Origin of the sequence: Variovorax boronicumulans, from assembly GCF_009811375.1 — a bacterium.
Taxonomy (GTDB): Bacteria; Pseudomonadota; Gammaproteobacteria; order Burkholderiales; family Burkholderiaceae_C; genus Variovorax; species Variovorax boronicumulans.
The window spans coordinates 1,164,119-1,176,722 of record NZ_BKDH01000001.1 but is presented as its reverse complement, the minus strand read 5'-3'; the positions used below and the strand labels follow the sequence as shown (position 1 = coordinate 1,176,722).

The window sequence follows — 12,604 nt, the reverse complement described above, 5'->3', positions numbered from 1 at the left end:
GTCATTCCCAGTCGAGCGCGCCTTTTTTCCACTCGTAGACGAAGCCCACGACGAGGATGGCGAGAAAGATCATCATGGCCCAGAAGCCAACAGCGCCGATTTCCTTGAGCGCAATGGCCCACGGAAAGAGAAAGGCAATCTCGAGATCGAAGAGGATGAAGAGAATCGCGACGAGGTAATAGCGCACATCGAATTTCATGCGCGCATCCTCGAAGGCTTCGAAGCCGCACTCGTAGGGCGCGTTCTTCGCAGCATCGGGCCGATTGGGCCCGAGGATGTATCCGATGACTTGCGGGGCGACGCCTACGCCGACCCCGACCAAAATGAACAAAAGGACGGGAAGGTAGGAATCGAGGTTCATCGAGAAATTTTCACCGCTTGCCACCGACAGAAGAGCCTCTGGAAAGAGATCTTCTGCCGGTGAGATTTGGTGCGGTCGGCGAGACTCGAACTCGCACAGCTTTCGCCACTACCCCCTCAAGATAGCGTGTCTACCAATTTCACCACGACCGCGGTTTTTAACTGTCCAGATGGCATGAGGTGCCGTTGAGGCATTTGGCTTTCTGAACAGATTTAGAGTTTACCCTGAAATGAAGCCGTTTCTCACGAACGGCTGCATGAAAACAACCTGATTACTTGGCCGGAATCTGGCCGGTGCCCGAAACAGGTGCAGCAGGCGCCGAAGCGGCCTTGGCAGGTGCTGCTGCAGCGGGGATTTCGCCCGCAGCGCCAGTCGCAGGCGCGGCCGGTGCAGCAGGCGCACCCACGGCTGCGCGCTCCAGCAGGCTGCCACCGCCCGCAGGACGTGCGTGGCTGAAGTAGGCCAGCAGCAGCGTGCAGGCGAAGAACACCGCAGCCAGCACGGCCGTGGTGCGCGAGAGGAAGTTGGCACTGCCGCTGGCGCCGAACAGGCTGCCCGCACTGCCGCTGCCGAAGGCCGCGCCCATGTCGGCACCCTTGCCGTGCTGGATCAGGATCAGGCCGATCATTGCCAGCGCCGCCAGCATTTGCACGCCGACCAGAAGATTGAGGACCACGTTCATTCGTTCTTACTCCTAAGTGATGGCTGCCGTTGCCGCGATCAGCGTGCAGCGGCAGAAATGATCTGCAGAAAGTCGGGCGCCTTGAGCGAGGCGCCACCGATGAGGCCGCCGTCGATGTCGGCCTGCGCCAGCAGTTCGGCGGCATTTGCCGCGTTCATGCTGCCGCCGTACAGAATCTTGATGCCCGCGGCATGTTCGCTCGCGGCATGGTGCAGTTGCGCACGCAGCACGGCATGCACCGCCTGCGCCTGTTCGGGCGAAGCCGTCTTGCCCGTGCCGATGGCCCAGACCGGTTCGTAGGCCACGACGATCTCGCTGATGCAGTGGCCATTCACATGGATCACCGCAGCCAGCTGACGCTTGACGATCTCTTCGGTCTGCCCTGCTTCGCGCTGTGCCAGCGTCTCGCCGACACAGACGATCGGCGTGATGCCGTTCGCCAACGCCGCCGCCGTCTTGGCCGCCACGGCATCGTCGGTTTCGCCGTGGTACTGGCGACGCTCCGAATGGCCCACGATGGCATAGCGCACACCGAAATCCTTCAGCATCGCCGCCGACTGCTCGCCGGTGAACGCACCTTGCGGGTGCGCCGAAATGTCCTGCGCACCAAGGGCCAGCGACGGCGTGCCCGCCAGCAGCGATTGCAGCTGGGCGAAGTACGGCGCAGGCGCGCACAGTGCAACACCGCAGGCCGCGGGGCTGGCGGCCAGCCCTTGCTGCAGGGCCTTCACCAGCGCCTCGTTGGCGGCCAGGCCGCCATTCATCTTCCAGTTGCCGGCAATCAGTTTCTTGAAGGTTGTCATCGCGTTGTTCGTCTCACCAAGTCAGCACGATCTTGCCGATGTGCTGGTTCGATTCCATCAGCGTGTGAGCCTGGGCCGCACCGCTGGGTTCACCTGCTGCCGCATAGGTGCTGTGGATCACGGGCTTGACCGCGCCGCTTTCGAGCAGCGGCCAGACCTTCTCGCGCAGTGCCTTGGCAATGGCGCCCTTGAACGCCACCGGCCGCGGACGCAGCGTCGAGCCGGTGATCGTGAGCCGACGACGCAGCACGAGGCCCGCGTTGATCTCGCTCTTCACACCGCCCTGCACCGCAATGATCACGAGCCGGCCGTCTTCGGCCAGGCATTCGACCTCGCGCGCCACGTAGTCGCCGGCCACCATGTCGAGCACCACGTCCACGCCCTTGCCGCCCGTGAGCTGCTTCGCCACTTCGACGAAATCGCTCGTGCGGTAGTTGATCGCGTGGTCGGCGCCGAGTTTCAGGCAGGCTTCGCACTTGTCGTCGCTGCCAGCCGTGACGATCACGGTCGCGCCGAGCGCCTTGGCGATCTGGATCGCCGTGACGCCGATGCCGCTGGAGCCACCCTGGATCAGCAGGGTCTCGCCCTTCTGCAGGCGGCCGCGCTCGAACACATTGCTCCAGACGGTGAAGAAGGTCTCGGGCAGCGAAGCCGCCTCGACATCGCTCCAGCCCTTGGGCACCGGCAGGCATTGCGCCACGGGCGCCACGCACAGCTCGGCATAGCCGCCACCAGCCACCAGCGCGCACACGCGGTCGCCGACCTGGAAGCCCGCATCGGCCAGCGCCTTGGCGTCACCCGACACGATCTCGCCGGCCACTTCGAGGCCCGGCAGGTCGGAGGCACCGGGCGGCACGGGGTAGTGCCCCATCCGCTGCAGCACGTCCGGGCGATTCACGCCGCTGGCCGCCACGCGGATCAGCAGCTCACCCTCGCCCGCCACCGGGTCGGGACGCGCAGCGACGCGCAGCACCTCGGGGGCGCCGTACGAAGTGATCTCAATGGCTTTCATGGGGGTCTCCGAGGCTCGGATGCCCGCACGGGGCGGGCATCACCACTGTCCACGCGAGAGGCGACGGCACGGGCCGTCGCGCCTCGCTGCTTACTCCTGCGGTTCGCGCGGCGCTTGCTGCTGCGACTCGCCGGCGGGCTGCTGTTGCTGCTCGCCGCGGGGTTGCTGCTGCTGGTCGTTGAAGCGCGGTGCGCGCTCGCCACGATCGCCGCCGCGGTCACCGCGGTCACCGCGGTCACCGCGGTCGCCACGGTCCGAACGCTCGCGGCGGTCGCCACGGTCGCCGCGATCACCACGGTCTTCGCGCGGCGGGCGCTCGCTGTATTCCATGCCGGCCGGACGCTCGGTCAGGGCCTTCATGGACAGCTTGACGCGGCCCTTTTCGTCGGTCTCGAGAACCTTGACCTTCACGATCTGGCCTTCGCTCAGGTAGTCGGTCACCTTCTCGACGCGCTCGTGCGCGATCTGGCTGATGTGCAGCAGGCCGTCCTTGCCGGGCAGCAGGTTGACCAGCGCGCCGAAGTCCAGGATCTTGGTGATCGGGCCTTCGTAGACCTTGCCGATTTCGACTTCAGCGGTGATCTGCTCGATGCGCTTCTTGGCGAATTCGGCCTTTTCCGGATCGGTCGAGGCGATGGTGATGGTGCCGTCTTCGTCGATGTTGATCGTCGTGCCGGTTTCTTCCTGCAGGCCACGGATCACGGCGCCGCCCTTGCCGATCACGTCGCGGATCTTCTCGGGGTTGATCTTCAGCGTGGTCAGGCGCGGTGCGAACTGCGACACGTCGGCCTTGGCTTCGCCCATCGCTTCTTGCATCTTGCCCAGGATGTGCATGCGCGCTTCCTTGGCCTGCGCCAATGCAACCTGCATGATTTCCTTGGTGATGCCCTGGATCTTGATGTCCATCTGCAGCGCGGTGATGCCGTTGGTCGTGCCGGCCACCTTGAAGTCCATGTCGCCCAGGTGATCTTCGTCGCCCAGGATGTCGGTCAGCACCGCGAAGCGGTTGTCTTCCTTGATCAGGCCCATGGCGATACCGGCCACGTGCGCCTTCATCGGCACGCCGGCGTCCATCATCGAGAGGCAGCCGCCGCAGACCGAAGCCATCGACGAGGAGCCGTTCGACTCGGTGATTTCCGACACCACGCGGATGGTGTACGGGAACTCTTCCTTGGTCGGCAGCACGGCGACGAGCGCGCGCTTGGCCAGACGGCCGTGACCCACTTCGCGGCGCTTGGTGGAGCCCATGCGGCCCACTTCACCAGTGGCAAAGGGAGGCATGTTGTAGTGGAACAGGAAGCGGTCTTCGTACTCGCCGGCCAGCGCGTCGATGCGCTGTGCGTCGCGCTCAGTACCGAGCGTGGTGACGACCAGGCCCTGCGTCTCGCCGCGCGTGAACAGCGCCGAGCCGTGGGTGCGGGGCAGCACGGAGTTGCGGATTTCGATGGGGCGCACGGTGCGCGTGTCGCGGCCGTCGATGCGCGGCTCGCCTTGCAGGATCTGGCCGCGCACGATGCGCGATTCGATCGCGAACAGCAGGTCGCTGACCTTGCCGGCGTCGAATTCGGCGCCTTCGGCCTTCAGTGCCGTGAAGACGCTGGCATTGGCTTCGCGCAGGGCTTGCGTGCGGGCTTGCTTGCTGCGGATTTGATAGACAGCGCGCAGCTTTTCTTCGGCCAGGCCGTTGATCTTGGCGATGAAGTCTTCGTCCTTGGCTTCCGGCACCCAGGTGCCTTCCTTGAGCCATTCCGGCTTGCCGGCGTCACGCACGAGGTCGTGGATCGCGTTGATCGCGATGTTGGCTTGCTCGTGGCCGAACACCACGCCACCCAGCATGATTTCTTCGCTGAGTTGCTGGGCTTCGGATTCGACCATCAGCACGGCGGCTTGCGTGCCGGCGACGACGAGGTCCATCTGCGAATCCTTGCGGGCGGTGGGGCCCGGATTCAGCACGTACTGGCCGTTGATGTAGCCCACGCGGGCGGCACCGATCGGGCCGCTGAACGGGATGCCGGAGATCGACAGCGCGGCGCTCACGCCGATCATGGCGGCGATGTCGGCGTCGACTTCAGGGTTCAGCGACACGGTGTGGATCACCACGTGCACTTCGTTCAGGAAACCTTCGGGGAACAACGGGCGGATCGGACGGTCGATCAGGCGGCTGGTCAGGGTTTCGTGTTCGCTGGGCTTGGCTTCGCGCTTGAAGAAGCTACCGGGGATCTTGCCGGCGGCGTAGGTCTTCTCGATGTAGTCGACGGTCAGCGGGAAGAAATCTTGGCCGGGCTTGGCGGTCTTGGAAGCGACCACGGTCGCCAGAATCACGGTGCCGTCGATGTCGACCAGCACGGCGCCGGTCGCCTGGCGGGCGATTTCACCGGTTTCCATGACGACAGTCTTGTCGCCCCATTGGAAGGACTTGGTGATTTTGTTGAAGAGGCTCATTATTGCTCCTATTTTGATAGCGAATCACACAGGATTCGCAAGGGGCGGAGGCTGCTCAGAACACGATGCCATTCCAGCGAAGCTCGGGACGAACTTCATTGGAATGACACAGCTTCGCTCTGTTGGGCACTCCGAAAGTGGATCGCGAAGTAAAAAACGCCTGAGCTAGCGGACTAACCCAGGCGTTTTTTCATGCGATTCGAATTACTTGCGCAGACCCAGCTTGGCGATCAGCGCGGTGTAACGCTCGGCGTCCTTGGACTTGAGGTAGTCGAGCAGCTTGCGACGGCGGCTGACCATGCGCAGCAGGCCGCGACGACCGTGATGGTCCTTGGCGTGCGTCTTGAAGTGGGGGGTCAGCTCGTTGATACGGGCGGTCAGCAGTGCGACTTGCACTTCGGGGCTGCCGGTGTCGTTGGCTGCACGGGCGTTGTCCTTGACAACTTCGGCCTTGATGGAGGCTGCGATCATGTTGAATTTCCTTGTTCCGGGATGTTTGACTTGCGGTGAGCACTGGAACTGCCCTCACCGTGCGCCTTGCGGCATGCAAAGCTTTGGGAGTATACATCGGCCGGCTTGACCGCTCCCTCCCGCCGCCTTCCGTCAAGCGAAACCAGCCCCACCGCCCCCAGCACGCAGGCGGCTCCGGCGACCTGGGCCCACCCCACGGCCTCCCCGAGCCACCATGCGGCCAGAACCAGCGCCGACACCGGCATCAGCGCCGTGAACAGCGCCGCCTCGGCGCCCCGCAGCCGGGCGGCGCCCGCGTACCAGAGCAGGAAACCCGCCACCGTCGGCACCAGCGCGTAGTAGGCCACCCCGGCCAGCGCCTCGGCGGGCACCGGCTGAAGCCAGGCGCGCTCCAGCAGCGCGGGAACGACGGACAGCAGCAGCCCCAGCGCGACCATCGCCGTCGATTGCACGAGCGGCGCCAGCGGCACGCGCAGCCGCTTGTTGAGCAGGATGAACAGCGACTCGAGCGCCACCGCCCCCAGCACCAGCAGGTTGCCGAGCAGCGCGGTCGACGTGCGCTCGCCGCCCTCATCGCCCGGACGCAGCGTGATCGCCAGCACGCCCAGGCTCGCGAGCACGATCCCGCCCACCAGATAGCGCCCCGGCCGCTCGCGCAGCGCCAGCACAGCGACCAACGCAGCCATGGCCGGCAGCGTGCCGGTCACCACGCCCGCATCGGCGGCCGGCGCCCAGCGCACGCCCAGGATCAGCAGCACCGTGTAGCCGACGCTGCCCGCCGCCGCCTGGCACAGCAGCAGCACGGCGTCGTGGCGGTCCGGGCGCGGCCAGCGGGCGCGCATGAACCCCATGAGCGCCACGAACACCGGCAGCGCCAGCGCAAAGCGCAGCGCGGTCGCCGTGAACGGCGGCAGGCCGCTGGCGATGAGCTTGCTCGCGACCACCGTGCTTCCGACCGTGACCATCGCGAGCGCGCACAGCCACATTCCCTTGCTTCGTTCCGACATCCTGATCGCCTTCCGTTTTGCAGAAAGCGCGAGCGTCTCCCGCCAGGGGCGCGGCGGTCTTGAACGAAATTGCAGGAATCGAGCTAGCCCGCCGCCGCGTACGCCCCGGGCGTGAAGCCCAGGAAGCGCACGAAGGCCCGCGTCATGTGGCTCTGGTCAGAGAAGCCTGCACCGGCTGCGGCATCGGCCAGCGCCCTGCCCTGCGCGATCAGCTGACGGGCGCGCGACAGCCGGCATTGCTGCAGCCAGGCATGCGGCGGCAGCCCGAAGGCGGCAGCAAAGCCGCGCAGCAGTTGGTAGCGGCTCAGGCCGGCCTCACGCGCCAGCTCAGCGAGCGTGGGCGCATGGATGCAGTCGTCGGCGATGCGTGCGCGCGCACGTTCCATCGCTGCCGGCGCCACACGCCGTGGCGACTCAGGAGCCCGCGCGCCAGGCGCATCGCGCAGCAGCTGCAGCACGCCCTGCTCCAGCGCCAGCGCGTCGTCGCCTTCGACGACGGCCGCGAACAGCCGGTCAAAGCCCTGCCGCAGCGCCGGATCGCTCAGCACCGGCCGCGTCAGCTCGAACCCCGGCGGTGTGCCATCCGACAGCAGCGCTGGCGCCAGATGCAGCATCCGCCAGGCCCGCGCTTCACCGCGCATCGCGACGCCGTCGTGCACCTCGCCCGGATTCACCGTGATGACATCGCCGCGCACCGCTTCGACCGCGCCGCGCCCGCTGGCCGAGCGCTGTCCGCCGCGGTCCATCACGCCGATGCCGAACACGTCGTGCATGTGGCGCGGAAAGCTGCGACTCGATTCGGCCGCAATCGCCTGCAGGCCCGGCAGCGCCGATCCGCGGATGCGCACGGCATCGACGGGCGCGGACCTCGATGCCATGCCGGAAAGCCTCAGCGCGCCTGCTTGGCCAGCCAGCCGCGCAGCCGCTCGACGCCCTGCACCAGCCGCTGCGGGTCTTTCGATGCGAAGCACCAGCGCAGCCAGCCCTGCGCCTCGGGCGCGAAGGCATTGCCCGGCGCGAGCCCCAGGCCCGCTTCGGCGACGAGGCGCTTGGCGAGTTCGAGCGAATCGCCGAAACCTTCGAGCCGGAAGAAGGCGTACATGCCGCCCTTGGCCGGCGCCACCTGCACGCCCGGCACGGCTGCCAACAGCGGCACCAGCGTGTCGCGGCATTGCTTCAAGTGCGCGACCACGCGCGGCGTGATGTCGGCCGTGTGCTCGAGCGCGGCGATGGCGGCACGCTGCGTGAACACGCTGGCGCACGAGGTGTTGAACTCGATCAGCTTGCCGATGCCGTCGACCATCGCCGGCGGCAGCACCAGCCAACCGAGGCGCCAGCCGGTCATGAGGAAGCTCTTCGAGAAGCTGTGCGTCACCACCAGACGATCGTCCGGCGTCGAGATGTCGAGGAAGCTCGGCGCGCAGCCGTTCGGCGTGGGCTCGAAGTACAGGCGCTCGTACACCTCGTCCGCCAGGATCCAGGTGCCGGTCTCGCGGCAATGGTCGAGCACGGCCTGCTGCTCGTCGCGCGTCATCGTCCAGCCCGTGGGGTTGTTCGGCGCATTGACGATCAGCAGCTTCGTCTTGGGCGTGACCGCCGCGCGCAACGCGGGCAGGTCGAGCGTCCACTGCCCGTTCACCGGCACCAGCGGCACGGTGCGCACCTGCGCGCCCATGATCGCCGGCTGCGCCGTGAGGTTGGGCCACACGGGCGTGACGGCGACCACGTCGTCGCCCGCGTCGACCAGCGCCTGCACCGCGAGCATCAGCGCGCTCACGCCGCCCGAGGTGACGGCGATGCGCGAGGCGTCGACCGTCGGGTGCAGGCGGCTGGTGTAGCGCGCGATGGCTTCGCGCAGCTCGGGCAGGCCGAGGTTGTGCGCGTAGAAGGTTTCGCCGCGCTGCAGCGACTCGATGGCCGCCTGGCGGATCACCTCGGGAGTGACCTCGTCGCTCTCGCCGAACCAGAAGGCGAGCACGTCGTCGCGGCCCATGCCGGCATTGGCGACTTCGCGGATCTTCGAGGCTTCGAGGTGGTGGATGGCTTCACGCATGTCTGGGGGTTCCTGTGCTGTCGGGTGTCGTCTGCCTCAAGGGCGCTTCATCTTGCAGGACGTGGGCTGCTCGGCGCGCTCGGGCGCAATCGTCTTGATCACGCGAAAGCCGTAGCCCGAGCCCTCGACGTCGAACTGCACGCCGGGCTTGCCCTGCTTGTCCATCACGCCGACCACGAGCTGCTGCTGGAACTGGTGGTCGGCCGCGCGCATGCGCCCGCGCTGGCCGTACAGGCTCACGTCGGCCTGCTCCAGCGCGCGCGCCAGCGGCACGGCCTCGGTGCTGCCCGCGCGTTCCAGCGCCTGCGCGAGCGACTCGACCAGCAGCTGCATGCGCATGTGCACGTAGTCGTCGGCCGGGCGCGGAAAGCGCGTGCGAAAGGCCCGGTAGAAGGCCTCGGACTGCGGCGTCTGCACGTTCGGCAGCCAGTCGGCCACCGCGACCACGCGGCCGATGCCCGCGTCGCCGATGGCGGCCGGCGCGCCCAGCGCATTGCCGTAGAAGGTGTAGAAGCTGCCGTTGAAGCCGGCTTCGCGCGCGGCCTTCACGAGCAGCGTGAGGTCGTTGCCCCAGTTGCCGGTGACCACCGCCTGCGCGCCGCTGGCGAGGATCTTGGTGGCGTAGGGCGCGAAGTCCTTCACCTTGCCCATCGGGTGCAGTTCGTCGCCGACGATTTCCACGTCGGGGCGTTGCACGCCCAGCTGGCGGCGCGACTCGCGCAGCACGGCCTGGCCGAAGCTGTAGTCCTGGCCGATCAGGTAGACGCGCTTGAGCGCCGCGTCGTCCTTGACCACGTCCATCAGCGCGGCCACGCGCATGTCGGCATGGGCGTCGAAGCGGAAGTGCCAGAAGCTGCAGCGCTCGTTGGTCAGCACCGGATCGACCGCCGAGTAGTTCAGGAAGATCGCGCGGCGCGAGGGGTCGCGCTCGTTGTTCTTGTCGATGGCATCGATCAGCGCCGCGGCCGTCACCGACGAGTTGCCCTGCAGCACGATGCGGGTGCCGTCGTCCATGGCCGCGCGCAGCGCCGACAGCGCTTCTTCGTTCTGGCCCTTGCTGTCGTAGCGGTCCAGTTGCAGCGGCCTTGCGCCGCCCGGCAGCTTCACGCCGCCGCGCGCGTTCACGCGCTCCACGGCCCACTGCAGGTTGCGGAACACGGCCTCGCCGGTGTTGGCGAACGGGCCGCTCATGCTCTCGATGAGCGCCAGCCGGATGGGGGCGGGTTGCGGGGCCTGGGCCAGGCCGGCGAACGGGGTCGCGCATAGCGCCGCCGCTGCGAATTTCAAGGCCTGGCGGCGCCAAATAAAGGGGGTTTTCATTGTCTTGAAACGCGTGCCGATGCGCCTAGATGAGGTGTCAAGCGGCACTCACGATGGAAAGGCCGCGCAGTGTAAGGGACACACATTCCATGTCCCCATTGTGTTCATTCACCCAGGAGTTTTCGCCATGTTCTTCACCCCCACCCACCGCGCGCATTTCGCTCCCCGTGCCCACGACCGCGCCTTCGAGCGCTTCGTGAACGAGGCTTTTGCCGGCGCCCGCCGCTCGCCCCTGGTCGAGCAGGACGACAAGAGCTGGACCCTGTCGCTGGACGTGCCCGGCCTGTCGCGTGAAGACCTGTCGGTGGCCATCGAAGGCGCCGTGGTCCGCATCGAAAGCAAGGCCGAAGCCAAGCGCCAGATCAAGCTCGCCTACGAGCTGCCGCAAGCCATCGACCTGGCCACCAGCGAAGCCAAGCTGGAGAACGGCGTGCTGACCCTGAAGCTGGGCAAGCTGGTGCCGGCAAGCCAGGTTTCGAACTTGCAGATCAACTAGTCCCGGCGATGCCCCCACGAAGAAAATGTTAGTGACAGCTTGTTTTGACTTTAAACAAGCGCCGTATTCACAATAGTGCCGGATAACGTCACATGATGTGACGATTTATTAGTACTTTCTTCTTCGTGGGCATCTCGTAAACGCATCGAGTTCCCGGGCGGTGCGGACAGCGGGTGTGCCTCAAGGCACCATGAAAACGCACCTGCAGTCAGCCAATGACAACGAACGGTCCGACACGCTCCTGATCTTCCTGCCAGGGGCCTACCTCAAACCCGAAGAGTTCGAGCGCGAGGGTTTCATCAGCGCCGTGCGCGAGCGGCACCTCGCAGCCGACGCACTGCTGGTCGATGCGGACGTCTCCTACTACTACGACCAGACCCTCAGCGAGCGTCTGCACGCCGACGTCATCGAGCCCCAGCGGGCCAAGGGCTACACCTCGATCTGGCTGGTCGGCATTTCCATCGGCGGGTTCGGTGCGCTGATCCACGAACTGGCGCGCCCGGGCTCGGTGGACGGCATCGTGGCGCTGGCGCCCTACCTCGGGCGCCGCGTGCTCGGCGCCGAGATCAAGAAGGCCGGCGGCCTGCGCGCCTGGCAGGCGCCCACCGGGCCGCAGCCCGACGAGGAACCCGACCGCAAGCTCTGGCCCTTCTTCCAGCAGTACCTGGCGCCGAAGCCTTCCCAGGACCTGCCGCCGCTGTACCTGGGTTTCGGCCTGGCCGACCGCTTTGCCAGCAACCACAAGCTGCTGGCCGACGCCCTGCCGCCGGGGCGCGTGTTCACCACCGAAGGCGGCCACGACTGGCCCGAGTGGCGCCAGCTCTGGCGCAACGTGCTCGACGTGCTGCCGCTGCCCTCGCTGGGGCGTGCACGGCAGCAGTCGGCTACGCGGTTTCCGGCAGCGGCGTCTCGGGCGTCATCAGCGATGCCATCGGCCATCGCGGCTTGACGTCGAAGGCATAGCGCTCCGAGGCCTGCGACAGGCCCGACTGCAGCCGCATCGCGGCGGCCATGGCGATCATGGCGCCGTTGTCCGTGCACAGGTGCAGCTCGGGGTAGTGCACGCGCACCTTGCGCTTGGCGCAGGCCGCGTTCAGCTGCTCGCGCAGGTTCTTGTTGGCCCCCACGCCGCCCGCCACCACCAGCCGCTTCAGGCCGGTCTGGTCCAGCGCCGCGAGCGACTTCTTCAACAGCACTTCGACGATCGCCGCCTGCGTGGAGGCGGCCAGGTCGGCCTTGCGCGCCTCGAGCTGGTCGCCGAGCTTCTTGGCCTGCGTGAGCACGGCCGTCTTCAGGCCGGCAAACGAAAAATCGAGATCGCCGCTGTGCAGCAGCGGGCGCGGCAGCTTGAAGGCCGCGGCGTCGCCGCCTTCGGCCAGCTTCGCGAGCCAGGGGCCGCCGGGGTACGGCAGGCCCATGAGCTTGGCGCTCTTGTCGAAGGCCTCGCCGGCCGCGTCGTCGATGGTTTCGCCGAGCAGTTCGTAGCGGCCCACGCCGTCGACCCGCATCAGCTGCGTGTGGCCGCCCGACACCAGCAGCGCCACGAACGGAAACTCGGGCGGGTCGGCGCTCAGGAACGGCGACAGCAGATGCCCTTCGAGGTGATGCACCCCCAGCACCGGCTTGCCCAGCGCCACGCCGAGCGCGCAGGCCACGCCCGCGCCCACGAGCAGCGCGCCGGCCAGGCCCGGGCCGCGCGTGTAGGCCACCACGTCGATCTCGGCCAGCGAGCGTCCGGCTTCGGCCATGACGGCTTCGGTGAGCGGCAGCACGCGGCGGATGTGGTCGCGGCTGGCCAGCTCGGGCACCACGCCGCCGTAGGCCTGGTGCATGGCGATCTGGCTGTGCAGCGCGTGCGAACGCAGCAGCGGCAGCGCGTCGCCGTGCGACTCGACCAGCGCCACGCCGGTCTCGTCGCAGGATGATTCGATTCCCAACAAGAGCATGGCGCCGAGTG

General features: G+C 67.2%; 12 protein-coding genes, 1 tRNA gene and 1 pseudogene. 2 read left to right on the top strand and 12 right to left on the bottom strand.

Translation table 11 applies throughout. From position 1 onward, the window contains the following. Position 1 precedes the first annotated feature (1 nt). From VHAB30_RS05465 to VHAB30_RS05415, 11 genes and pseudogenes are all read right to left on the bottom strand, one after another. Positions 2-361 (bottom strand): NADH-quinone oxidoreductase subunit A, encoded by a 360-nt coding sequence (locus VHAB30_RS05465; RefSeq protein ID WP_055805154.1) that lies wholly within the window; start codon positions 359-361, stop codon positions 2-4. A 67-nt stretch (positions 362-428) separates the two neighbouring features. Next, positions 429-513: transfer RNA gene (locus tag VHAB30_RS05460), tRNA-Leu, on the bottom strand. Between the two features lie 119 nt (positions 514-632). After that, positions 633-1,043 (bottom strand): preprotein translocase subunit SecG, encoded by a 411-nt coding sequence (gene secG / locus VHAB30_RS05455; protein ID WP_056579571.1) that lies wholly within the window; start codon positions 1,041-1,043, stop codon positions 633-635. A gap of 38 nt (positions 1,044-1,081) precedes the next feature. After that, on the bottom strand, positions 1,082-1,846 hold the full coding sequence (gene tpiA / locus VHAB30_RS05450) for a triose-phosphate isomerase (protein ID WP_159276095.1): 765 nt from the start codon (positions 1,844-1,846) through the stop codon (positions 1,082-1,084). A 13-nt stretch (positions 1,847-1,859) separates the two neighbouring features. Continuing rightward, the gene (locus tag VHAB30_RS05445; protein ID WP_159276094.1) at positions 1,860-2,858 is read right to left on the bottom strand and encodes an NAD(P)H-quinone oxidoreductase; all 999 of its coding nucleotides are present in this window, start codon (positions 2,856-2,858) and stop codon (positions 1,860-1,862) included. A 90-nt stretch (positions 2,859-2,948) separates the two neighbouring features. Beyond that, complete coding sequence (gene pnp / locus VHAB30_RS05440; protein WP_159276093.1) at positions 2,949-5,300, bottom strand: polyribonucleotide nucleotidyltransferase; 2,352 nt, start codon at positions 5,298-5,300, stop codon at positions 2,949-2,951. 204 nt (positions 5,301-5,504) lie between these two features. Further along, on the bottom strand, positions 5,505-5,771 hold the full coding sequence (gene rpsO, locus VHAB30_RS05435) for a 30S ribosomal protein S15 (protein WP_056579564.1): 267 nt from the start codon (positions 5,769-5,771) through the stop codon (positions 5,505-5,507). Continuing rightward, positions 5,768-6,778, bottom strand: a complete 1,011-nt coding sequence (locus VHAB30_RS05430) for a DMT family transporter (protein WP_159276092.1) — start codon at positions 6,776-6,778, stop codon at positions 5,768-5,770. Before VHAB30_RS05430 ends, rpsO begins: the two co-directional genes overlap by 4 nt. Positions 6,779-6,861: 83 nt before the next feature. Then, complete coding sequence (locus tag VHAB30_RS05425; protein WP_159276091.1) at positions 6,862-7,656, bottom strand: AraC family transcriptional regulator; 795 nt, start codon at positions 7,654-7,656, stop codon at positions 6,862-6,864. Positions 7,657-7,667: 11 nt separating this feature from the next. Beyond that, positions 7,668-8,837, bottom strand: a pseudogene (locus tag VHAB30_RS05420) (pyridoxal phosphate-dependent aminotransferase); the annotation flags it as partial. 30 nt (positions 8,838-8,867) lie between these two features. Continuing rightward, on the bottom strand, positions 8,868-10,151 hold the full coding sequence (locus VHAB30_RS05415; protein ID WP_139702816.1) for a branched-chain amino acid ABC transporter substrate-binding protein: 1,284 nt from the start codon (positions 10,149-10,151) through the stop codon (positions 8,868-8,870). 127 nt (positions 10,152-10,278) lie between these two features. Between VHAB30_RS05415 and VHAB30_RS05410 the strand changes: the two genes are divergently transcribed. Together VHAB30_RS05410 and VHAB30_RS05405 are read left to right on the top strand one after the other, a co-directional pair. Next, positions 10,279-10,647, top strand: a complete 369-nt coding sequence (locus tag VHAB30_RS05410; protein WP_159276089.1) for an Hsp20/alpha crystallin family protein — start codon at positions 10,279-10,281, stop codon at positions 10,645-10,647. A 190-nt stretch (positions 10,648-10,837) separates the two neighbouring features. After that, positions 10,838-11,596, top strand: coding sequence for an alpha/beta hydrolase (locus VHAB30_RS05405; RefSeq protein ID WP_159276088.1), 759 nt, complete (start codon positions 10,838-10,840; stop codon positions 11,594-11,596). Here the strand turns inward: VHAB30_RS05405 and tsaD are convergent. Then, entirely contained in the window at positions 11,532-12,593 is a 1,062-nt protein-coding gene (tsaD, locus tag VHAB30_RS05400) for a tRNA (adenosine(37)-N6)-threonylcarbamoyltransferase complex transferase subunit TsaD (protein ID WP_159271055.1), read from the bottom strand. The two genes, VHAB30_RS05405 and tsaD, sit on opposite strands and share 65 nt — an antisense overlap. Positions 12,594-12,604 lie beyond the last annotated feature (11 nt).